This window comes from Marinomonas sp. CT5, from assembly GCF_018336975.1.
GTDB lineage: Bacteria > Pseudomonadota > Gammaproteobacteria > Pseudomonadales > Marinomonadaceae > Marinomonas.
Window position 1 is genome coordinate 687,533 of the sequence record NZ_CP025572.1, and the last position, 21,819, is coordinate 709,351.

General features: G+C 37.9%; 18 protein-coding genes and 3 pseudogenes. 14 read left to right on the forward strand and 7 right to left on the reverse strand.

What is annotated here, in order from left to right:
* Position 1 precedes the first annotated feature (1 nt).
* A pseudogene (locus C0J08_RS03310) lies at positions 2-849 on the reverse strand (IS30 family transposase).
* A gap of 147 nt (positions 850-996) precedes the next feature.
* Here C0J08_RS03310 and C0J08_RS03315 point away from each other — a divergent pair.
* The 14 genes from C0J08_RS03315 to C0J08_RS03380 all read left to right on the forward strand — a co-directional run bounded on the left by C0J08_RS03315 (position 997) and on the right by C0J08_RS03380 (position 15,452).
* Positions 997-1,971, forward strand: coding sequence for an NAD-dependent epimerase (locus tag C0J08_RS03315; RefSeq protein WP_212656231.1), 975 nt, complete (start codon positions 997-999; stop codon positions 1,969-1,971).
* On the forward strand, positions 1,968-3,134 hold the full coding sequence (locus tag C0J08_RS03320) for a nucleotide sugar dehydrogenase (RefSeq protein WP_212654709.1): 1,167 nt from the start codon (positions 1,968-1,970) through the stop codon (positions 3,132-3,134). The genes C0J08_RS03315 and C0J08_RS03320 overlap by 4 nt, the downstream gene beginning before the upstream one ends.
* Before the next feature lie 34 nt (positions 3,135-3,168).
* Positions 3,169-4,146, forward strand: a complete 978-nt coding sequence (locus C0J08_RS03325) for a Gfo/Idh/MocA family oxidoreductase (protein WP_212654710.1) — start codon at positions 3,169-3,171, stop codon at positions 4,144-4,146.
* Between the two features lie 22 nt (positions 4,147-4,168).
* Positions 4,169-5,104, forward strand: coding sequence for a Gfo/Idh/MocA family oxidoreductase (locus tag C0J08_RS03330; RefSeq protein ID WP_212654711.1), 936 nt, complete (start codon positions 4,169-4,171; stop codon positions 5,102-5,104).
* 140 nt (positions 5,105-5,244) lie between these two features.
* A complete protein-coding gene (locus C0J08_RS03335; protein WP_212654712.1) occupies positions 5,245-6,432 on the forward strand; it encodes a UDP-N-acetylglucosamine 4,6-dehydratase in 1,188 nt (395 codons plus the stop codon).
* A gap of 10 nt (positions 6,433-6,442) precedes the next feature.
* Positions 6,443-7,588: a LegC family aminotransferase gene (locus C0J08_RS03340; protein ID WP_212654713.1), complete on the forward strand. Its 1,146-nt coding sequence runs from the start codon at positions 6,443-6,445 to the stop codon at positions 7,586-7,588.
* Positions 7,589-7,597: 9 nt separating this feature from the next.
* Positions 7,598-8,776: a UDP-N-acetylglucosamine 2-epimerase gene (neuC, locus tag C0J08_RS03345; protein ID WP_249344489.1), complete on the forward strand. Its 1,179-nt coding sequence runs from the start codon at positions 7,598-7,600 to the stop codon at positions 8,774-8,776.
* 7 nt (positions 8,777-8,783) lie between these two features.
* Positions 8,784-9,857, forward strand: a complete 1,074-nt coding sequence (neuB, locus tag C0J08_RS03350; RefSeq protein ID WP_212654714.1) for an N-acetylneuraminate synthase — start codon at positions 8,784-8,786, stop codon at positions 9,855-9,857.
* A complete protein-coding gene (locus C0J08_RS03355; protein WP_212654715.1) occupies positions 9,850-10,497 on the forward strand; it encodes an acetyltransferase in 648 nt (215 codons plus the stop codon). Before neuB ends, C0J08_RS03355 begins: the two co-directional genes overlap by 8 nt.
* Positions 10,498-10,506: 9 nt before the next feature.
* Positions 10,507-11,556 carry a nucleotidyltransferase family protein gene (locus tag C0J08_RS03360; RefSeq protein WP_212654716.1) on the forward strand — a complete coding sequence of 350 codons (1,050 nt, stop codon included), beginning with the start codon at positions 10,507-10,509 and terminating at the stop codon, positions 11,554-11,556.
* Between the two features lie 36 nt (positions 11,557-11,592).
* Positions 11,593-12,975 carry a hypothetical protein gene (locus tag C0J08_RS03365; protein WP_212654717.1) on the forward strand — a complete coding sequence of 461 codons (1,383 nt, stop codon included), beginning with the start codon at positions 11,593-11,595 and terminating at the stop codon, positions 12,973-12,975.
* A 32-nt stretch (positions 12,976-13,007) separates the two neighbouring features.
* Positions 13,008-13,979: a Gfo/Idh/MocA family protein gene (locus tag C0J08_RS03370; protein WP_212654718.1), complete on the forward strand. Its 972-nt coding sequence runs from the start codon at positions 13,008-13,010 to the stop codon at positions 13,977-13,979.
* A gap of 16 nt (positions 13,980-13,995) precedes the next feature.
* On the forward strand, positions 13,996-14,685 hold the full coding sequence (locus C0J08_RS03375; protein ID WP_212654719.1) for an acylneuraminate cytidylyltransferase family protein: 690 nt from the start codon (positions 13,996-13,998) through the stop codon (positions 14,683-14,685).
* Complete coding sequence (locus tag C0J08_RS03380) at positions 14,685-15,452, forward strand: oxidoreductase (RefSeq protein WP_212654720.1); 768 nt, start codon at positions 14,685-14,687, stop codon at positions 15,450-15,452. Before C0J08_RS03375 ends, C0J08_RS03380 begins: the two co-directional genes overlap by 1 nt.
* Positions 15,453-15,608: 156 nt before the next feature.
* On the opposite strand, the gene C0J08_RS03385 is transcribed toward C0J08_RS03380, so the two are convergent.
* The 6 genes and pseudogenes from C0J08_RS03385 to C0J08_RS03410 all read right to left on the reverse strand — a co-directional run.
* Positions 15,609-16,505, reverse strand: coding sequence for a sulfotransferase (locus C0J08_RS03385; RefSeq protein WP_212654721.1), 897 nt, complete (start codon positions 16,503-16,505; stop codon positions 15,609-15,611).
* Positions 16,506-16,577: 72 nt separating this feature from the next.
* Complete coding sequence (locus tag C0J08_RS03390; protein WP_212654722.1) at positions 16,578-17,777, reverse strand: N-acetyl sugar amidotransferase; 1,200 nt, start codon at positions 17,775-17,777, stop codon at positions 16,578-16,580.
* A gap of 3 nt (positions 17,778-17,780) precedes the next feature.
* Entirely contained in the window at positions 17,781-18,428 is a 648-nt protein-coding gene (gene hisH / locus C0J08_RS03395) for an imidazole glycerol phosphate synthase subunit HisH (protein WP_212654723.1), read from the reverse strand.
* Positions 18,429-18,452: 24 nt separating this feature from the next.
* Complete coding sequence (hisF, locus tag C0J08_RS03400) at positions 18,453-19,319, reverse strand: imidazole glycerol phosphate synthase subunit HisF (RefSeq protein ID WP_212654724.1); 867 nt, start codon at positions 19,317-19,319, stop codon at positions 18,453-18,455.
* 1,144 nt (positions 19,320-20,463) lie between these two features.
* Positions 20,464-21,461 (reverse strand): annotated as a pseudogene (locus C0J08_RS03405) (IS5 family transposase).
* 59 nt (positions 21,462-21,520) lie between these two features.
* Positions 21,521-21,819, reverse strand: a pseudogene (locus tag C0J08_RS03410) (D-lactate dehydrogenase); the annotation flags it as partial.

Below are 21,819 nucleotides of genomic sequence, written 5' to 3' on the forward strand. Positions count from 1 at the left end.
CCTAGATTGCAGCAATAAGTGACACACGCTTATTTAATAATACTTCAATCGGGGTGAGATAGTTCAACGATTTTCTCGGTCTAAAATTTATTAACATTTGAGTGTCCGCAATCTCCTGTTCTGTCAGCTGACCAATAGCGAATCCCTTAGGGTAAAATCGTCTAAGCAAACCATTGGTATTTTCATTAAGACCGCGCTGCCATGAGTGATAGGGCTTAGCAAAATAGGTTTTGCATTTCAGTGTTTTGGCAATACTTTGATGGCCTGCAAACTCCCCTCCATTGTCAAACGTGATGCTATGGCAAATATGCTTAAAAGGCTTTAACAGTTTTTTAATGGCGCTAGAGACCAACTTTTTGGTCTTGTTTTTAACGCGGCAGGTTAATAAGAGCTTTGTGACCCGCTCTGTTAAGGTTACAAGGTAGCCATCTTGACCAAAAACCGTATNACCTTCCCAATGACCAATTTCTTGTTTGTCATCAACCTCTTTGGGGNGCTGGTCGATATCGACTCGGTAGGGATCAGGTGAGCCCCTGCCATAGCGCCTTTGCGCGGCTTGTAGGGCTTTCCTTGTCTTGCTAATTTATGCCGCCATCCTTGCTCAAATACAATCTTATAGACGGTATTACAACAGACTTTTAATGTAGGCAGTGTTCTGGTCGTGGTTGCATGTGTGTGAGCTACCTCAGCAGAATACTTGTTATCGAGACATCGTCTCAGTTCACGAGCAATCGTTTTATTGCTTCTCTTAAGCTTGTTTGCGATGGTTCTTGCTGAAAATCCTAGTTCCTTTAGGCCTTCAATCTGGTATCGTTCTTTTAGTGTCAGTTGCTTATATTGGTTGTTCATTTTTGGACGACCTTGGTGGATTGTGTGAGAACTCGAAGCCTATAGGCAACTGACTCTCTTATCTATACCAAGTGTGTCGGTTATTGTTGAGATCTAAGCTATACATTGCAAACTGAATTTTTAAATTATCGGAATCAATAAGTGACTATGAAATACTTGGTAACAGGCGCAGCCGGTTTTATCGGTATGCATACATGCAGACGATTGCTTGATGATGGGCATGAAGTGGTTGGTCTTGATAACTTAAATGCTTATTACATCCCCCGTCTTAAACAGCATCGCTTGGCTCAGCTAGAAGGGTATTCAAATTTCCGTTTTATAAAAATGGATTTGGCTGATCGTGAAGGTATTGCGCAACTGTTCAAAACAGAGCAATTCAAACGAGTGATACATCTTGCTGCTCAAGCTGGAGTGCGTTATTCATTAGAAGCGCCATTTGACTATGTTGATAGCAATTTAGCCGGAATGGTGTCGATACTTGAAGGGTGTCGCCATAATAAAGTTGGACACCTAGTATATGCTTCTTCGAGCTCTGTGTATGGCATGAACGCAAGCATACCTTTCTCTGAGTCGGATAATGTTGATTTTCCTGTTTCTCTTTATGCAGCCACCAAAAAATCCAACGAATTAATGGCTTACTCATACTCACACCTTTACAATATCCCAACCACTGGCTTACGTTTTTTTACTGTTTATGGCCCCGGAGGTCGTCCAGATATGGCTTCATGGCTGTTTACTGAGTCGATACTGAACGAGCAGCCGATAAAAGTTTTTAACCATGGAAAAATGCAGCGTGACTTTTCCTATATCGACGATATTGTTGAAGGGGTTATAAGAGTCCAAGATGTTATTTCTAATGGAAAAGCCCCTTACTCTATTTTCAATATAGGTAATAACAACCCCGTTGAGCTGTCTGTTTTTATCGAAGCTATAGAAAGTGCATGCGGTAAAACAGCGCAGAAAAACTATATGGATATGCAACCTAGGGATGTTCCCAGAACCTATGCTTATACCGCTCGGCTTGAACAGGCTGTCGGTTATAAGCCGGCAACCTCTATTCAGGAGGGTATGAAAAAGTTTGTGACTTGGTATAAAGAATTTCAAAAGGAACTTAGTGCATGAAGATCGCTGTAGCGGGTACTGGATATGTTGGTTTATCTAATGCAATGCTTCTGGCTCAGCATAATGAGGTTGTTACGGTAGATATCCTTCCTGAAAAAGTGGAAATGCTGAATAATAAAAAATCTCTTATTATCGATAAAGAGATTGAGGACTTTCTTTCAAATGAAACATTAAATTTCAGAGCAACTCCTGATAAAAGAGAGGCTTATAAAAATGCAGAATTTGTTATTATTGCAACCCCCACGGACTATGATCCTCAAATAAACTATTTTAATACTCGAAGTGTTGAATCAGTCATTGAAGATGTTATCGCTATTAACCCTTTCGCTGTTATGGTTATAAAATCTATTGTAGCCGTTGGCTACACTTCACGGGTTAAAGAAAAATTTGATAGCCAGAATATTATTTTCTCACCTGAATTTTTACGTAAAGGTGAGGCATTATATGATAATCTTTATCCTTCCCGAATTATTGTTGGTGAGAAGCCAGCAAGAGCGGAAACCTTTGCTAAACTTCTTATGGCAGGGGTGTATAAAGAGAATATTGATACTTTGTTTACTGACAGCACAGAAGCTGAAGGGGTTAGACTTTTCTCTAACACCTACTTTGCTTTGCGCGTTGCCTACTTCAATGAATTAGATACTTATTGTGAACCCCATGGTTTAGACACCAAGCAAATTATAGAAGGTGTTTCTTTAGATCCTCGTATTGGAAATCATTATAACAACCCAAGTTTTGGTTATGGTGGTTATTGTCTACCAAAAGACACCAAACAGCTTTTGGCAAATTACCAAGAAGTTCCTAATAATCCTATTAAAGTAATTGTCGATTCAAATAGTACCCGTAAAGACTTTATTGCTGATTCCATTCTAAAACGTAACCCTAAAGTGGTTGGGATTTTTCGTTTAGTAATGAAAAATGTCAGTGATAACTTCCGCTCTTCTGCCATTCAAGGAGTTATGAAACGAATTAAAGCCAAGGGTGTTGAAGTTGTTGTTTATGAGCCGGTGTTAGATAATGAGCACTTTTTTCATTCGCGAGTAATAAAAATGCTTGATGAATTCAAAAGTATCTCAGATGTTATTGTCGCTAATAGACCATCACAAAGATTGTCTGATGTAGCGGATAAAGTTTATACCCGAGATATTTTTGGTAACGATTAAATTTTCTTAGCTATGTGAATTTATAGATAAAAGGGTGGAAGATATTGTGCATAATATTTTAATTGTTGGTGCTGGTCAGTTAGGTAGTCGTCATTTACAAGGTGCTTTGCTAAGCACCTTTCCCTTGAGTATATCCGTTGTAGATCCTTCTGAGCAGTCTTTATCTGTTGCAAAGGAAAGAGCGCTTCAAGTACAACCGTCTAATAAGAAATCTGAAGTCTTCTATATGTCTACTTTACCTGAAGGGCAGGAAATTGACATATGTATTCTTTCTACATCAGCGGATATAAGAGCCGATATTGCAAGGAAAATTATAGCTAAAAATCAAGTTAGTCATATGGTCTTTGAAAAAGTTTTGTTTCAAAAAGAATCTGATTATTTTGAATTAGAAAAGCTTCTAGAAGAGAAAAGTGTTTGGGGATGGGTCAATTGTCCACGTAGAGTCTATGGCGAATATCAAGAAATTAGATCAAGTTTGGACTTGTCTTCCCCTGTTGAGGTTTCCGTTTTCGGAAGTGGATGGGGGATGGCATGTAATAGTGTTCATTTTTTGGATTTATTTTCTTATTTAATTGGTGACCTTCCTGACATAAATATAAAAGAAAGTTATTTGGACACTGAGATAATAAAGAGCAAAAGAAGTGGCTACTACGAGGTAACAGGATCCATAACTTTTCAATCTGAAAAACATTCTATTAAAGTAGAGTGCACCCAAGAAGAAGGCGTTGAGCTAAATGTTTTAATTAAAAACGCAGGTAATTCATATTTTATAAATGAGATCGGGAGAGTTTGGGAAAGGGAAGTCAACGGAGAGTGCTGTAGTGGTTCATATGACCCTAAAATGCAAAGTATGCTAACTGGTGTCTATTTAGATGAATTGCTAAGTTCGAATGTAGTTGGCCTGACTCCCTTTTTACAGTCTTGTCGAGTTCATACTCCTTTTGTCAAGTGTTTAATGCAACACTTCCGTTTTTACCTTGATGCTAATATTGATAAATGCCCAATAACATAAACTTTAAAGGTTGGAAATACTGATGATTTGGTTAATCGGTTCAGGTGGAATGTCTGTAGATTATACTACGGTCCTAAACTCACTAGGCGTAGATTATATTGTTGTAGGTAGAGGCGCTAACTCTGCTGAAGAGTTTAAAAAAAGAGCTGGTGTTGATGTTGTGGTGGGGGGGACTGAAAAATTAATTTCTGAGTCGACAGAGGTTCCAGACGCTGCAATTATCAGTGTCGGAGTTGAGCAGTTATACAATGTGACTTCTCTGCTTATAGAATTTGGTGTTAAAAATATATTAGTCGAAAAGCCAGCTGCTTTGTCTTTTAACGAAATAGATGATTTGTATCAGCTGTCTATAAAAAAGTCCTGTTCTATTTTTATTGCCTATAATCGCCGCTTTTTTTCATCTGTTTTGGAACTGAGAAGCAGAGTCATTGAAGAGGGGGGCGTTACTTCATTTAACTTTGAATTCACTGAATGGAGTCATAAAATTGAGAAGCTAGATAAACCAGAAATTGTTCTAGAAAAATGGCTTTTGTCAAACTCTACCCATATTGTTGATTTGGCTTTTTATTTAGGGGGAAAACCTTCCGAGATTGCCAGTTTTGTGCGAGGAGGTGTTTCTTGGCACCCAAATGGATCTGTATTTACGGGTTCGGGTGTCACTGAAAAGGGTGCCTTGTTTAGCTATTGTGCAAATTGGGAATCAGCGGGTCGTTGGGCCGTGGAAGTTTTAACAAAAGAAAATAGATATTATTTATCCCCAATTGAAGAGCTTCAGGTTCAGAAAAGAGGGCAGATAAATAAAGAGGCTGTTGAGATCAATGATCAGCTGGATAAAAGCTTTAAGCCAGGGTTGTATAAACAAGTAAAAGCCTTTTTAGAAAAGGATCATGATCTATTGTGCTCTATAAAAGAACACAGAGACATATTTTCGGTTTATGAAAAAATTGCAGGATATTAGTTTTATTTTGTACAACGAGTATTAGGAATTTATGATAACAGTACCTATAGATAGAGGCCCTGAAAAGTGCCTATTATCTGGGCTATAGGTTCTCTAGCTAGTAATACGTAAGTTGTATTTTTGTAATTTAGGGGAAAAAATTGGATTTATTAAGTTTGATAGGTCGATCTAGAGCTCTGTTTTTAGAGGATATTAGCACGTATGAGGAAGAGCTTTCTTCTGCAGTAAACGCATCTAAGTTTTTAGTACTTGGAGCTGCAGGATCTATTGGTCAAGCCGTGACGAGAGAGATCTTCAAACGTAACCCTAAAAAGCTTCATGCTGTTGATATAAGCGAAAACAATCTGGTTGAACTGGTGCGAGATATACGCAGTTCATTTGGCTATATAGAGGGTGACTTTCAGACATTTGCATTGGATACTGGCTCGCTAGAATACGATGCCTTTATTAAATCTGATGGTGAGTATGATTATGTATTGAACCTCTCCGCATTGAAGCATGTACGCAGTGAGAAAGATCCTTATACTCTTATGCGAATGATTGATGTGAATGTGTTTAATACAGACAAAACAATTCAGCAATCAATTGATCATGGCGTTAAAAAATACTTTTGTGTTTCCACGGATAAAGCTGCAAACCCAGTGAATATGATGGGGGCTTCTAAACGCATTATGGAAATGTTTTTAATGCGTCGTAGTGAACAAATCGAAATCTCCACCGCACGTTTTGCCAATGTGGCTTTTTCTGATGGTTCTTTGCTTCATGGTTTTAATCAGCGTTTGCAAAAGAAGCAACCAATTGTAGCCCCTAACGATATAAGACGCTATTTCGTCATGCCGCAAGAATCTGGCGAATTGTGTCTTATGTCCTGCATTTTGGGTGAAAATCGAGACATATTTTTCCCTAAGCTTAGTGAGGCTTTGCATCTTATAACCTTTGCGGAAATTGCTGTCAAATACCTTCATCAGCGCGGCTATGAGCCTTATTTATGCAGTGATGAAGAGGAAGCTCGCTCCTTAGTAACGACCCTGCCTGAACAAGGTAAGTGGCCATGTCTCTTTACTAACAGTGATACAACGGGTGAAAAAGATTTTGAAGAGTTTTTTACAGGTCAAGAAACCGTTGATTTTGATCGCTTTGAAAACCTTGGTGTGATTAAAAATGCACCAGAATATGATCGGAACTTGTTAACCTTGTTTGAACAATCTATTCAGCAGATGAAAAACAAACAAGAGTGGGATAAATCTCAGATTGTTAACTTGTTTTTTGAAATGATTCCAGGTTTTGGGTATAAAGAAACAGGTAAATATCTAGATAGTAAGATGTGAGGAGATGGTGATGGAATCTGAAAGCCTTGTGAAGTTTGTCCGTGATGTCTATCAGACGAAGGATTTTATCCCACTCCATGCTCCAACTTTTTCGGCAAACGAAAAAGCTTATGTGGCGGAAACCATTGAAAGCACGTTTGTGTCGAGTGTTGGTAAGTTTGTTGATGAGTTTGAGCATAAAGTTGAAAGCTTTACTGCAAGCCCCCGTGCCGTTGCAACGATGAATGGAACGGCTGCACTTCATGGGGCTTTGTATATGGCAGGTGTGAAACACGGGGATTTGGTTATTACCCAAGCACTTACCTTTGTTGCCACGTGTAATGCTCTCTATCATATGGGGGCCGAACCAATTTTTGTTGATGTCTCCTCTGTTAGCTTAGGTCTATGTCCTAAAGCTGTTGCTCAATATTTGGATGAGAATGCGGAATTAACCGAATCAGGTTGTGTGCATAAAACAACTAAACAGCGCATCAAGGCAGTAGTTCCCATGCATACCTTTGGGCATCCTGTAGAGCTAGATGAGTTGATCTCTGTATGTAATAAATGGCAACTGGTTCTGGTGGAAGATGCTGCAGAAAGCCTTGGCTCATTTTATAAAGGGAGGCATACTGGAACTCTAGGTGACTTTGGTGCTTTAAGCTTTAATGGCAATAAAATTATTACGACCGGTGGTGGTGGTATGATTTTATGTTCCAGCGAGGAGACTGGGGCTAAAACAAAATATATTACTACAACTGCCAAGGTTCCTCACCCTTATGAGTTTTTCCATGACGAGCCCGGATTTAATTATCGTATGCCAAATATTAACGCTGCTTTAGGGTGTGCGCAAATGGAATCTTTGCCGACATTTTTAGAAAAAAAGAGAGAGCTGGCAAAACAGTATCAAGTTTTTTTTGAAGGTTCAGATTTTCAATTTGTTGTAGAACCTGAGTATGGACAATCTAATTATTGGCTAAATGCTATTGTTTGCCCAGATGCCGAGAGCCGAAATAAAATGCTAGAGCAGACAAACCAGAAGGGAGTGATGACGCGCCCTATATGGAAGCTGATGCATAGATTGCCTATGTTTAAGGGTGCCTTACGTGGTGACTTGACTCATTCTGAGAGTATTGAAAAGTGCCTTATTAATTTGCCTAGTTCACCAGTTTCTTTATAAAGGATTTTTATGGTTACCAATATAAAGAAAGTCGCTGTGTTCACAGGAACAAGAGCAGAATATGGTTTGCTTTATTGGCTTCTAAAAGATATTCAAGATGATCCTGATCTTCAGCTGCAACTACTTGTTACAGGGATGCATTTATCTCCTGAGTTTGGGGAAACTTATCAGCAGATAGAAAAAGATGGATTTAACATCGACGAGAAGATTGAGATATTACTTTCATCTAACTCTGCACAAGGAACTGCTAAAAGTATGGGGCTAGGGGTGCTAGGGTTTACTGATGCCTTATCGCGCCTTAAGCCTAGTGTATTGGTAATACTTGGTGATCGTTTCGAGGCTCTAGCTGCGGCTCAAACAGCAATGATTTTGCGTATACCTGTTTTTCATCTACATGGTGGTGAGATTACAGAAGGCGCTTATGATGATTCAATTCGTCACGCAATTACCAAACTTAGCTATCTACATGGAACTTCAACCGAAGAGTATCGTCAGCGTGTTATTCAATTAGGAGAGTCGCCGGAGAGAGTAAGGAATATCGGTGCTATAGGTCTTGATCACCTAAAACGATCTGATTTTATGAGCGTAGCGCAGTTATCTGATTCCCTTCAGTTTAACCTTAAATCTCCATATTTTCTGGTGACTTATCACCCTGTAACAATCGGAGAAGAGCAGCCTGTTTCCAGTTTTCAAGCATTATTGAGCGCTCTTGATACCTATCCTGATTACCAAGTTATTTTAACCTATCCAAACGCAGATGATGGTGGCAGGAGTATTATTCCCTTGTTAGAAGAGTATGCAAGGTCACGGCCAGAGCGTGTATTGGCCATTCCGTCTTTAGGACAGGTACGTTATTTGAGTGCAGTTAAGCATTCGATGGCAGTTATAGGTAACTCTTCTAGTGGAATTATTGAAGTTCCAGCATTTGATGTGCCTACAGTTAATATAGGTGTTCGACAAAAGGGACGTTTGGCAGCAAAAAGCGTATTGCATTGCCAAGCTAAACAGGTAGATATTGAGAGTGCAATTAAGATTGCTATTGATGGCAGTTATAAGGATGCTTGTGAAGTTATTTATAACCCTTACGGAGAAGGAGATAGTTGTACTCAAGTGATTGAAATGATTAAAACTCTAGATTTTGATCCGGCTAAGTCGTTTTTTGATGTAAATTTTGAACCAATTAAATGAGGTTGGTATGACACTTATTATTGCTGAAGCTGGTGTAAATCATAATGGTAATGAGGAACTGGCTTTTAAGTTGGTTGATGCGGCTTATCAAGCAGGTGCTGATATTGTTAAGTTTCAGACCTTTAAAGCAAAAAATCTAGTTACAGAACAAGCTAAGCAGGCAGATTACCAAGTCAAAAATATGCAAAGAGAAGAATCTCAGTTTGCTATGCTTAGCCGGCTAGAGTTGTCCTATGAGGCTCATCATCAGCTGGTTGCATATTGTAATAAACTGGGTATAGAGTTTCTTTCAACCGCGTTTGATGATGAAAGTCTTGAATTCTTAGTGAGTGACCTAGGGCTAAAGTGTCTTAAGCTTCCTTCTGGTGAGTTAACTAATGCGCCTCTGGTTTTAAAGCATGCTCGGACGGGATGTGATCTAATTGTCTCAACAGGGATGGCAACACTAGCTGAAATTGAAATGGCCTTAGGGGTTATTGCCTTTGGTTACACCTGTTCTATTGATTCCCAGCCTTCTCTTGCTGCATTTCAAGAAGCTTATGCTTCCGATGCAGGTCAAAAAGCTCTTAAAGAAAAGGTTAATATCCTTCACTGTACGACCGAATATCCTGCACCTATGGAAGAAATTAATCTAAGAGCGATGGATACTCTACGTCAGGCATTTGATTTACCCGCAGGCTATTCTGATCACAGTAAAGGAATTACTATTCCTATAGCTGCAGTTGCTAGAGGAGCCACTTTAATTGAGAAGCACTTTACTTTAGATAAAAATATGGAAGGGCCCGATCATAAGGCATCTTTAGAGCCAAATGAATTGACAGAAATGGTGTCCGCTATTCGTCAAGTAGAGATAGCTTTAGGTAGCTCGGTAAAAAAACCAACAGTATCCGAAATAAAAAATAAAGTGATTGCTAGGAAAAGTCTTGTTGCGACAAAAGATATTGCAATAGGTGAGTGCTTTTCTGAAGAAAATATAGCGATAAAACGCCCAGGAGATGGAATGTCCCCTTATTGTTATTGGGACGTATTAAACTCAAGATCTAGTAAAAACTATAAAGTTGGGGATATTATCGTTGAATAGTATAAAAGACACTCCGATTGTTTTGATTGGTGGTGGTGGGCATGCTTCTGTACTGGCGGATACTTTACTTAAACAGAAGCGAAAAATAGCTGCGATAATATCTCCGAATGATATTAAAAGGCGTTTAGTTTTTTCTGGTATTAGACAATTATTTAATGACGAAGATATTCTAGAGTTTAAGAATGATGAAGTGTTGTTAGTTAATGGTATAGGTATAGTTCCTAAGTCTGATCTTCGTTATAGAATTAATGAATACTTTCTTTCTCTTGGGTATAAATTTACAGCGGTTATTTCAAGTGATGCTTTAGTGTCAGAGTATGCATTAATTAGAGAAGGAGCTCAAATTTTGCCTAGGGCAATTGTTCAAGCTGGTGCAGAAATTGGAGAGCATACAATTATTAATAGTGGAGCCCTAGTGGAACATGATTCTTTAATCGGAATGTATTGTCATATTGCCCCCAATGTAACTATTTGCGGAGAGGTCCATATTGGAAATGAAGTGTATGTTGGAGCTGGGGCAACGATTATAAATTCCCTTGAATTAGCTGATCAGGTTGTTGTTGGTGCTGGGACAACTATTGTACGAGATATTGTTGATCCTCAGGTTATAGTGTCCGCAAAGAATAGAGTATTGGATTAAGGTAGTATTATGATCAAATGGCAAAATGTGATAGTAAATGAGAAAACAACTATCCGAGAAGCAATGAGAACAATTGATCGAGGTATGTTGCGTGTTGCGCTTGTGTGTAATGAAAAAGGACTGTTATTAGGAACTGTAACTGATGGCGATATTCGTCGAGGGTTATTGCTAGACTTAAATATGGAAGACTTAGTTATACGAGTGATGAACTCAAACCCTAAAACAGTTACTCAAAAGGAATCTAGAGAGTATTGTCTAGATATTATGAAACGTTTCGAGCTTTTATCTTTGCCTATTGTTGATGAGCAAATGAATCTAATTGGCTTAGAAACATTATATGAGTTATCCCAAACAAAGGTTTATGATAATCCAGTTTTTATTATGGCTGGGGGCTTTGGTACACGCCTACGACCATTAACTGATAATTGCCCGAAACCAATGTTAAAAGTTGGTGATAAGCCTATGCTTGAACATCAAATTAGGCGCTTTTCTAATTTGGGCTTTCGCAGCTTTTATATTTCTACTCACTATATGCCTGAAAAGATAATGGACTATTTTGGTAATGGTGAATCTTTTGGTGTAAAAATTCAGTATGTCCATGAAGAAGAGCCTTTGGGGACTGGGGGGGCTTTAGGTTTGTTGCCTAAAGATTTACCTAATTTACCTATCATAATGCTTAATGGTGACGTATTAACTAAAATTGATTTTCGTGTATTGCTTGATTACCACTCTATGAAAGGTGCTGATGCAACCATGTGTGTTAGGGAGCTAGATTATCAAATTCCATTCGGGGTGGTAGAGATAGAAGGAAGTCATGTAACTGGGATGGTTGAAAAGCCAACATATCGCTATCTCGTTAATACTGGAATATATGTGTTAAGTCCTGCCTGTATTTCTTCTGTAAGTTCTAATGAAAAATTAGATATGCCAACATTATTGGAGCGGAGAATCAGTGACGGAGAAAAAGTGAGTGTTTATACTAGTTATGATTACTGGCTAGACATAGGGCGTATTGCAGATTATAAAAAAGCAGAAAAAGATATAGAAAGCTTATTTTAATATTTATGAGGAGTTTTAAACTGCCATGGTGTGTGGATGAATAAAGATATCATAGATAAAGCAAATTCTTTTGGATTAATCTCTCTTATTTCTAAAAAATTTCAAGTTAGTGAGAAGTCTGTATACGGTTATTTATATAATTTAACAGATCATGCTCCCGATTCTATATTATGGGGGCGTAAAATTATTTTTTCTTTCTTGTTTTTTATTTTGTTGCCCTTTGCCTTTCTTACTAGAAAAAATAAAAGAAATAAAGAAAAAGTAGATGTCGTTTTTAATATATGGAATTATAATATTAGGAAGAATTCTTATAATCAATATTATCTTTCACTAGATGATATTCTGAAAAAGGAAGGGGTGAAAACAAAGTTGTACATAAATAAAGCTCCTCAAAATGCTTTCTTAGAATATGGTGATTACATATCATCTGATTATGTGGACAAAAAAAACTTTGTTTTTCGATTCCTTTCTGTTTTTTTTGATTTTAAGTTTTTTTTTAAAATTATTGGATTTTCTTTGAAGGAAAATGTGAATTTTCTTTATTTGTTTGTTAGGTTTTTTATTGGGTATATAAAGATAATATCTTTTTGCAAAAATATAAATTCTAGCGTTTATTGTTCTGCGAATGATATAGAAGCCTATTTGCTATTGCATGAGATTTTAAAAAAAAACAATGTCAAATATATATTAATTCAATCTTCTCTGAGGGAGCAATATCACCTTCTTTATAAAGGTGCAGACTATGTTTGCTGTTATAGTGAGAATCAAAGAAATATGTATATGCATGAATCTAATGATTTTAAAAATGTTGTTTCTTGTGGTTCGATTAAAAATCTAGAGTTTTTAAATAAAAAAGTACCAGTGAAATATGATGTTATGCTTGTAGAACAATTTGCTGATAGATCTGGTTTTGCATACGCTTCTAATGAAGCATATGTAGATATTTTAAAAAACTATATTCGATTCTCGAAAGAATTTCCAGAGTATAGTTTTGCTTATAGGGTTCGTCCTGAAAAAAGAGAGGAGAGAAGACATATAAAGTTATATGACTCTATTTTTGAAGAGCTTGAGCAATCTAAAATAATTTTAGATTCAGAGGGGAGCTCTTATGAGGCTGTGAAATCTTCTCGCCTTGTTATTGGTTATTTTTCTACTCTTTGCTTTGAGTCTATTGGCTTAGGCGTCCCTGCCTTATTTTTTTATTATGATGATTTCAAGTATGAAATATTTGATTACAATAACTCAAGTGATGATTTTTTAGTTACTGATTCGTCTTATGAGATTTTTAAGGCTTCAATTTTAAAAAAATTGAAAGAAAATAATAATGAGTATTTTGAAAAATATAAACCGATATATATGAACCAAAAAGAAAGTGTTGTGGATGATTTACTTGATGAAATAAGATTTCATATCAACTGATTTTTTAAATTGCGTTTCGCTTAGGTAAGAAAATGAGGAAAGTTGCTGTTATAGGTTTAGGTAGTATTGCATCCCGACATAGAAAAAATTTAAAAACATTGTTTCCAGATGCATGTGTTTATTCTATGTCTTCTAGTGGAAGGACTTTAGAAGAAAACATTCCGGATGCAGATAAATTAGTTTCTTCTATCAATGATTTAATTTTGATTCAAGTTCAGTTGGTTATAATTGCCTCTCCTGCACCATTTCATGCTAGTCATGCAATGCCATTAATTGAAGCTAATATTCCAGTCTTAATAGAAAAACCTATAACAATGGCCCTAAAAGATGCAGAAGCCATTAAATTAGCTGTTAAACGTTATAACACTGCCGCTACAGTAGGCTATTGCTTGCGTTATCTTTCTTCGGCAATCAAAATGAAAGAATATATAGACTCTGAAATGATTGGTCAGTTGTATCACGCTTTTGTTGAGGTTGGTCAGTACTTGCCTGATTGGCGTCCTGATAAAAATTATAAAGATAGTGTATCTGCAAATTCGGCCCTTGGTGGTGGGGTATTATTAGAGCTAAGTCATGAACTTGATTATGTTCGCTGGCTTTTAGGGCCTTTACATCTTGATCATGCAATTTTGAGAAGTTCTAATGAGTTAGGTTTGGATGTGGAAGATAGTGCAGATGTGTTGTTGCATACTGACAACAAAGCAGTCATCCATGTTCATTTAGATTTTTTACAACGTCAGGCTTATCGTAAATGTCGATTGGTAGGTAGTAAAGGAGTGCTTGAATGGGACTTAATTCGTAACGAGGTGAATTTTGTTTCTTCTTTAGGTAATACGTTGCTGTATAGCGCCCCTGACTGGGATAAAAATCAGATGTATTTGTCTATGGTTTCTGAATTTGTTGCCAATAGAGAAAAGTATCGTGCTCCAACAGTTTTGGACGATGCTATAGAAACTCTTTCTTTAGTAAATAATATTAAGTCTAATTATTCTATCGTCCATTAGTGAGAATAGAAACTTTATGAGAAATTTTGCATTTATCTTTGCTCGAGGCGGTTCTAAGGGGCTTCCTGGGAAAAATATTAAGCGTTTGTCTGGTAAGCCTTTGTTGCAATATTCCATTGATACTGCATTGGCTTGTTCTTTAATTGAGAGAGTTTTTGTCTCTACAGATGATAGTGAAATAGCTAAAGTGGCAATCGATAATGGAGCTACTGTGATTGATCGTCCTGCCTCATTAGCTGCTGATAACAGCCCTGAATGGCTTGCATGGAGGCATGCTATAGAATGGGTAGAAGAACACTATGGAGAGTTTGATAGCTTTGTTAGCTTACCTGCCACGAGTCCTTTGCGTTCTGTAATAGATGTGGAGTCTGCGATTTTAAAAAGGGATTATTCAAAAGCTGATATCTGTATATCCGTTACACCTGCGAGCAGAAGTCCTTACTTTAATATGGTCGTTCAACAGCCCGATGGCTTTGTCGAATTGGTCAACAAGCCTCAGTCTGAAGTTTCTCGTCGCCAAGATGCCCCTGCTGTTTTTGATATTACTACCGTGGTATATGCGGCTTCTCCTTGTTTTATTAAAGAAAGCTATGGCCTTTTTTCTGGTAAGGTTGTTGCTATTGAAGTGCCGAAAGAAAGGGCTGTAGATATTGACGATATATATGATTTCAAACTAGCTGAAGCGATTGTTCAGGAATTAAATTGATGGAAAAACTACTTGAAAATAAAACTTTTGTAATTGCTGGAGCTGGTGGATTATTAGGCTCTAGGCTGGTACCTGCTTTACTTAAACAAGGAGCTAATGTTGTTGCTCTAGATCGTGATCTAGAGGTGATGCAGAAAAAGTTGCACGCAACCTATGAGGGTTTTAAAGAGCAGATAAGTTTTGTTGAGCTTGATATTACTAATGAGGAAAGTGTTAAATACTTTTTTTCTCAGCAGAGTAGTCTTGATGGGGCGGTTAACACTGCTTACCCTCGTAATAAAACGTATGGAAAAGATTTTTTTGATGTCTCTCTTTCAAGCTTTAACGAAAACCTTTCCCTTCATTTAGGTAGTGCATTTTTATTTACTCAACAATGTGCAGCTTACTTTAAGGCTAATCGAACCCCTTTTTCTCTAGTTAATATATCTTCTATTTATGGGGTTGTAGCCCCTAAGTTTGATATATATGACAACACCAGTATGACGATGCCTGTTGAATATGCGGCAATAAAATCAGCGATTCAACATATTAATAAATATGTAGTGGCATATGTTAATGACAGTAGGTTTCGCATTAACTGTGTTAGTCCTGGTGGTATATTTGATAGTCAGCCTGAGTCGTTTTTATTGGCTTATAAAAAGAATACGCATGGTGCTGGTATGCTAGATGTGGATGAAGTGATAGGTTCTATTTTATTCTTCCTTTCCGAACAATCCCGTTATGTGACTGGGCAAAATATTATTGTTGATGATGGCTTTAGCTTATAGTGTCTCAAGGGGTTTTTTGCATGATTGCTGAGGAGTAACTTGATACATTACTGGATGGGAAAACGATCTGGGCATGAAAAATTTAGCTCAGATCTAATCCTGAAAGACATCGGTTCAAATGGCTAAAGGTCTGAGCTAGTACAGATTGTTATTGTCCTAAGTTAAGCTTCTTTCGTAGGCATCTTGAACTTTTTTTCTCATCTCTTCGCTTAAAACATTTAATTTTTCTGTTTTTCCGTTTATATTTCTCATATAAATATTAGAAAGAATCTCTTCTGTTTTTGAAGTTATTTCTGCTCCAATAAAAGTAGATAGCCTTTCGGTGACTTTTCTGGGAGATTCCACCAACTCTTCGTAATTCAAAACAAGTTTCTTCTCTAATTCTGGATACGCTTCCATCATTCTTATGTAGTAATAAGCAGCCCTATCTTCTTCCGTCAAATCCAACCAGAGTTCTTCCTCTGAGCTCTTTACCCAATATGGTATTACGCTCTCTTTGTATACTTTAGTTGGCCAGATCAGAACCTGTTCATGATTTCCAAACCATTTTTTTTCAATGATTGAGGATATGGCATCACTGGGATTTCTTCTCATAACTACATTTTTAGTCTCAGGATACAACCTGACTAACTTAGGAAGGTAGGGGACGAGATCAGGATTTTTGAAAGCAATAATCCTTTCTTCGGCTAACTCTGTTAACTCAGTTTTGCCCAAGGATCTTTGCTTTCTATTCTCTATGTCTTCTTGCATCTTAACCTTGAAGATGCTGCTATCATCCTCAAGGTTATGATTCAAGTTTCTGCCTGCTAGAGCATTTAGTAGCATATCTTCATAGAGGTAAGTTTCATAGAGAAGTTTCCATTCGGCTTCCGGTAATTGATCAATTAAAGGAAATAGAGACACTAATGTAGGTGGTTCAAAAAAATACTCTATGTTTTTCAGAGAGTGAATTATTTTACCAATAATAGTAGTCCCATTTCTTGCGCCACCTGAAATCACAACAGCATTATTGCACTTATCGAAAGCGTTTTGATGTAAGATAAAATTTGCCATTGTTCTATTCTCTATTCTCTATTCTCTATTCTTAGTTGATCCGATTTACGGTTTACTTGACTTTAATTTAATTTAAACAATACGGCTTTTTAGTTGCCATACACCATTCACTTGTTCCCAGAGATGAGGTAAACGATAGCTATCTACTACTTCCCAGAAATGTTCTTCTGTGATATCTAGATACTCTAGAAAATCTTTAAAGTATTTCTTCGGAAACTCTCCATCATATCTACTGGCTAGAGCAATACCCTCTTCTCTTGTAAGATGTCCTGCTCGAATTTCATGAGAAACATCCTCGATAGCTCTACCTAGGCCAAATTTGATGTAACGCATATAATAGTGCATTCCGTCAAGGCGATCATCGAGACTTGCGTACTTGCTGTAAGTTCCCTCGGAGCGTTCTGGATTTGCTTCGAAGTTTGTATTCTCTACAGCATAGTAGTAATTTTCTTGAGGAATCCACTTGTGATAATAAGAGTAATAATGGATTTTGATGTCTTTTTTCTCTACATCTTCTTTTGGTGGTGGGTTATAGAAAATAAGGTCACAATCTTGATAGTCATCTTTAGTGAAATAATCTTTGTTTTTGAGACCGTACTCGATTAACTCTTCTAAAGTACAACCTTTTAAAAGGTTGTGAGTAAACTCTGATACAGGTCGATAAGGTCTATCTGCTCCACTCGGGTCACCTGCATATTCAACTTCTCCGTTTTCGCCATAGAAAACAAGATCAATATCAAACTTATTTGCGATATGAAGGGCATAGTGTAATTGTCCCATCACAAATGCGTGAAAAGCATCGCCTAACTCTTCAAAGCAAAGGCGTGCGAGTTTACGATGCAGTTTTCCATTAGGCGAACATTTTAGGTTAGTAAAACCAGCATCTCTTAGATTTTGAAAGTTGCGGTATCCAATGTCGGTATAAAGAAAAGGAGACCAAGTTACAGTAAGAGGGTTCATCCCATATTTGTGTTTTAGTTGGTGCGCAACAAATGCAGAATCCTTCCCTCCACTACTTGGAATTACAACATCCCAATAACCGTCACTTCTACGGTGTTTATCGCAGAGTTCTTGCAGTTCTTTTTCTCTCTTTTCCCAATCAATACCATTCTGTTTGTACTCGGCGTTTTTACAGCCGCAACAAACTCCGTCATCATCAAACATAATTCGAGGACGTTGATTGGAAACTACACATTTTGAGCAATATTTTACTTCTTGGGGTAGATTGGGAATTTGCTTTTCCAAACCACTACGTTTGAATTTTTCTTTCATTACTTACCTCTCTGTAGCCAAATTTAAAAAATTGCTTATAATCTTAAGTCCCATTTCTCCGCTTTTCTCGGGATGGAATTGGCAACCATAAACATTATCGCGATTGATTGTTGCGGGACAAGCAACACCTGCATAATGGTTTACGGCATCTATGTGTTTTTCGTTATCAGGAAGTCCAATCAGAGAATGAACAAAATAAAAGTGTTCCTTTTGTTCGATTCCTTGAAGAATAGAAGAATGAAATTGATTGTCTAGGTGAGGAGAGGAAATAGCATTCCAGCCAATGTTAGGCACTTTAGAATGTTTATCAAAAGAGGGTTGTTTGGAAATGTATCTCACTTTCCCAGGTATTAAGTCAAGACCCTCATTATCCCCTAGTTCTTCACTATGACTTAAAAGTAATTGCATCCCTAAACAAATACCTAACAAAGGGCGATTGGATTTAGCAAACTCTTTAATCGGCTCAACTAGCCCTAATTTATGAAGGTTTTTCATTCCCTTACCAAAAGCTCCAACTCCTGGAAGAATGAGATGAGACGCATTTAAAATTTCTTTTCTATCTTGGGAAATCTTTGCGGTAAAGCCAAGATGACTTACTGCTCTTTGAACACTTAGCAAATTGCCAAGATCGTAATCAATAATAATAATCATCTTTTTCGCACAAAACCGTATGAATTAAAGCCGAACCGAAATCTCTCGTTCCAGCAAGTATTTTTTAATGTTTTGAATGGAGGTCGGCTGAATTGTTTTTCTTGCTTGAGAGTCTCCCCGCTTTTTCTTTAAAAAGTCAATGTTTCCTTCTTCTGTATACAGCCCATTTTCTTCCATATAATGTAGTAAATCATAATGCAGCATAGAGCCAATGCAAACAGCATCTGCTTTTCCTTCCGTTGCTATATTCTCAATATGCTGAAGATTGCCTGCTCCACCAGAGGCGATAACAGGAATTGGAGCAAACTCTGAAACTCGTCTAACAAGTTCTTGATCAAACCCTGTTCCTGTTCCGTCTCGATCTACAGAGGTTAAGAGGATTTCACCTGCGCCTAGCTCTACGACTCTTTCAACCCATTCAAACACATCGACACCTGTATTTTCACGAGCATTATCTGTTAAGCATTCATATTTGTCTGTTCCATATACTTTCCGTGCTTGAATTGAAACGACAATACATTGAGCACCAAAACTCTCGCTTGCTTCTTTGATCAACTCTGGGTTGGAAAAAAGAGCCGTGTTTATGGCAACTTTATCCGCTCCAACACGTAGGATGTTGCGAATATCTTCAATGGTTCGAATTCCTCCTCCTACTGTTAAAGGAATAAAAATCTGTTCTGCAGCGCGATGAATTATTTCAGAAAGACTGTTCCTTCCATAGAGACTGGCTACAGTATCTATGTAGACTAGTTCATCTGCAAAATCTTGATAATATTTGGCGGCAAATAATTCTGGTCGTCCTACGACTCGTAGCCCTTCCATTTTAATCCCCTTCACTACATTGGGACCTTTAATGTCTAAACGGGGAATAATCCTAAAATTTTTTGTCATAGATTTTCTAAGCAAATGATATGTCAATAATTGAGGTGGTAAGGGCTGGAAGTCTACCAATTATTTAATTCATTATCAATGACTTTCACTCCTCCTATTATGACGTGTGTGATGATTTTGCCGACTTAATCCAACGAAGACTTTCTTCCTATATGGACCAGCTTCCTTCGCTGAGATTAAATTTACCAGTAAACGCTGTAAAACCCACAAAGAGCTCTTTTTTGGGTGAATGAGTTAATTCCTTGATAGCTCTTGATGTTCAATTCGAGCTCTTCAATTAAAAGGTGATGATGATTGAGGCTCATATCTTCTTGTTATCATGTTGCGTATTCATTCTATGCAGAATGGGTACAACATTAGCGACCTTGTGATGGAAGCTACTTTCTGAAAGAGGTGGGAAACATTAATGCGGCCATTATCGAAGACGCTAGCTCAACCAAAATGCATCAAATACACGCGATTTTAAGATAAAGCGTTGCTTGTTCTAGCTATCGAGGTGTGGGAAAACGCAAGGGAGCGAAGAGTTGAGGGTTGAATTGGTTGATAGCTGAAGTGCCAAGCAATATACGGGCTTTGAAAAACACTTTCACATTAACAAGATGCCATTTAGAACTAAATACTTAAAAGCGAGTATCGTTTAGAATACTGAAATGTCAGCTTGCCTTCCGGAAAGTAGTTTGTAATGGACTGTCTGAAAATGGCAGTGAGTTTGCGGTGCAATTTGCACTTAGTAATCTTATGTTAGTTGATAAGATGCTGCGCTCTGTACAGAGCTATTAACTCGGCGGTAATAATTGCCTGATATAATCGCTGAATGAACGAAAAAATAGCCCCCCGAAAACTGCCCACTTCAGAGCTTTCTAGGCTACGATGATAAAGGTTTCTTGTTAAAGACATTTCAGAAGTGACTGGAGTCCATGCTGACACCGTTGGTCGTTGGTATAGAGACTATTTAAAATGTGGAAAAGACAGCTTTAAGTATAAGAAGCGTGGCCGCGAAGAAGGCCTATTTCGCAGCTTAACCAAAGTGCAAGGGAAACTGCGATTAAGAAGTCACAATACACTAAGCTTCTTTCATTCGAACAAAAACACACAGGATGCCACTCATTTAAGTCTTTACGCCACTAAATAAGCCGAATTAGCCTTATTTAGTGGGTTTCGAACGGACTACCCCCCTTGCTGCTCGTATCATCTGATCAATTTTAAACACATTGGCTAAGGCAAACAGCATCGCCAGCTTGTTATCATTTTTCTCTAAGCCACAATAGATGACTTTCCTAAAACCAAACTGTCGCTTTATGATCCGAAACGGGTGCTCTACTTTTGCTCTGATGCTGGCTTTTATGCATTCCGTTCGGATAGGTTGCTTGTTTATTCTTGGGGGTTTCTTGAGAAGACGCACCTTGCTTGGCATCTTAGCAATCAACCAATCGGCTTTTATGTCTTTCAACTCATTTCTTTTTGAGCCCCTCGATAGCCTGAATCCCCTGAGATAAACGTTTCCTCACCATGAAGTAAATGTTCTGTTTCTGTGATGTCGTGTACGTTAGCCGCTGTCGTACTTAAGCTGTGCGTCAGGCCAGTTCTAGCATCTACGCCAATATGAGCTTTTAATCCAAAGAACCACTGCTCATCTTTTTGTGTCTGGTGTATCTCTGGATCGCGTGCTTTCGCTTTATTCTTAGTTGAACTGGCGGCCTCAATGATGGTCGCGTCGACAATTGTGCCTTCTTTTAAATAAATCCCAGTGCTGGACAACCACTTGTTGACCTCTTTGAAAAGCTGACGGGAGAGCTTATGCTTTTCCAGTAAGTGTCTAAAATTCATAATAGTCGTGTGATCAGGAATGGCACTGTCTAACGACAATCTAGCAAACAAACGCATGGACGTGATTTCATAAAGCGCATCCTCCATAGCGGGGTCACTCATGTTGTACCAATGCTACATGCAGTGAATGCGGAACATCGTCGACAGTGGATACGGCCTTCTTCCTTTTCCTGCTTTGGGGTAAAAAGGCCCAATCACGGCTTCTAGCTGATCCCAAGGCATCAACTCATCCATCCGAGAAAGGAAAACTTCTTTGCGTGTTTTACGACGCTTGTTATTGAATTCGTTGTCGGCAAAAGTGAGTTGATGTGACAAAACCAAGCCCAAAGATTAAAAATGAATTGTCTCATGAGAAAGACTTATTCGTATCTTCCCTAATCTTGCCAATATTTGCCTTTTTGAGTTTTGCCAATTCCTGGGTTCAAACTATTGGTAGGATCATTTTTCTTGTAAAACGCTTTTAGTGCTTCTTTAGCCTTATACAGCTGACCAACATTATGTTCTGCTGGGTATTCAGCTCCTTTTTCATCAAAAAAAGCCAGTAGTTGATTTTTAACCTTATTTTCGTCAACACCAGATTTGAGAATGTAGTCTTGGTGCATTACGTGACACATAAAGTGCCCATTATACAATTTCGCTTCCATTAGCTTATCTAGTTCAGGGGGAAGTGTCT

What these genes read in the sequence shown, in the direction of transcription:
- C0J08_RS03315 (WP_212656231.1), top strand. Translation starts at nt 997, where the DNA reads ATGAAATACTTGGTAACAGGCGCAGCCGGTTTTATCGGTATGCATACA.
- C0J08_RS03320 (WP_212654709.1), top strand. Translation starts at nt 1,968, where the DNA reads ATGAAGATCGCTGTAGCGGGTACTGGATATGTTGGTTTATCTAATGCA.
- C0J08_RS03330 (WP_212654711.1), top strand. Translation starts at nt 4,169, where the DNA reads ATGATTTGGTTAATCGGTTCAGGTGGAATGTCTGTAGATTATACTACG.
- C0J08_RS03340 (WP_212654713.1), top strand. Translation starts at nt 6,443, where the DNA reads ATGGAATCTGAAAGCCTTGTGAAGTTTGTCCGTGATGTCTATCAGACG.
- neuC (WP_249344489.1), top strand. Translation starts at nt 7,598, where the DNA reads ATGGTTACCAATATAAAGAAAGTCGCTGTGTTCACAGGAACAAGAGCA.
- neuB (WP_212654714.1), top strand. Translation starts at nt 8,784, where the DNA reads ATGACACTTATTATTGCTGAAGCTGGTGTAAATCATAATGGTAATGAG.
- C0J08_RS03360 (WP_212654716.1), top strand. Translation starts at nt 10,507, where the DNA reads ATGATCAAATGGCAAAATGTGATAGTAAATGAGAAAACAACTATCCGA.
- C0J08_RS03365 (WP_212654717.1), top strand. Translation starts at nt 11,593, where the DNA reads ATGAATAAAGATATCATAGATAAAGCAAATTCTTTTGGATTAATCTCT.
- C0J08_RS03370 (WP_212654718.1), top strand. Translation starts at nt 13,008, where the DNA reads ATGAGGAAAGTTGCTGTTATAGGTTTAGGTAGTATTGCATCCCGACAT.
- C0J08_RS03375 (WP_212654719.1), top strand. Translation starts at nt 13,996, where the DNA reads ATGAGAAATTTTGCATTTATCTTTGCTCGAGGCGGTTCTAAGGGGCTT.
- C0J08_RS03380 (WP_212654720.1), top strand. Translation starts at nt 14,685, where the DNA reads ATGGAAAAACTACTTGAAAATAAAACTTTTGTAATTGCTGGAGCTGGT.
- C0J08_RS03385 (WP_212654721.1), bottom strand. Translation starts at nt 16,505, where the DNA reads ATGGCAAATTTTATCTTACATCAAAACGCTTTCGATAAGTGCAATAAT.
- C0J08_RS03390 (WP_212654722.1), bottom strand. Translation starts at nt 17,777, where the DNA reads ATGAAAGAAAAATTCAAACGTAGTGGTTTGGAAAAGCAAATTCCCAAT.
- hisH (WP_212654723.1), bottom strand. Translation starts at nt 18,428, where the DNA reads ATGATTATTATTATTGATTACGATCTTGGCAATTTGCTAAGTGTTCAA.
- hisF (WP_212654724.1), bottom strand. Translation starts at nt 19,319, where the DNA reads ATGACAAAAAATTTTAGGATTATTCCCCGTTTAGACATTAAAGGTCCC.